Raw genomic sequence first — 252 nt, forward strand, 5'->3', positions numbered from 1 at the left:
ATAGGAACTCTGGGGCGGTATCAGCCTGTGATCCCCGGAGGACCTCTTCTCCGTGGAGCGCTGGCCCTTCCATACAGCACCACCGGATCCCTAAGTCCTCGTTTCCTACCTGCTTGATCCGCCGATCTTGCAGTCAAGCACGCTAAGGCCATTGCACACAGTGCGCGAGGCCCGACCGCGCTGAGCGTACCATCGAGCTCCACCGTTACTCTTGAGGCGGAGACCGCCCCCGTCCAACTACCCACCATCCCC

The 252-nt window shown here is 61.9% G+C and carries 1 rRNA gene; it reads right to left on the reverse strand.

Annotated features, from left to right (window positions below):
* Positions 1-252: ribosomal RNA gene (locus ACQG3P_RS20915) — 23S ribosomal RNA — on the reverse strand; the annotation flags it as partial.

The sequence above is a fragment of the Stenotrophomonas sp. SrG genome (assembly GCF_050031795.1).
In the GTDB taxonomy this organism is placed as follows: Bacteria; Pseudomonadota; Gammaproteobacteria; order Xanthomonadales; family Xanthomonadaceae; genus Stenotrophomonas; species Stenotrophomonas rhizophila_A.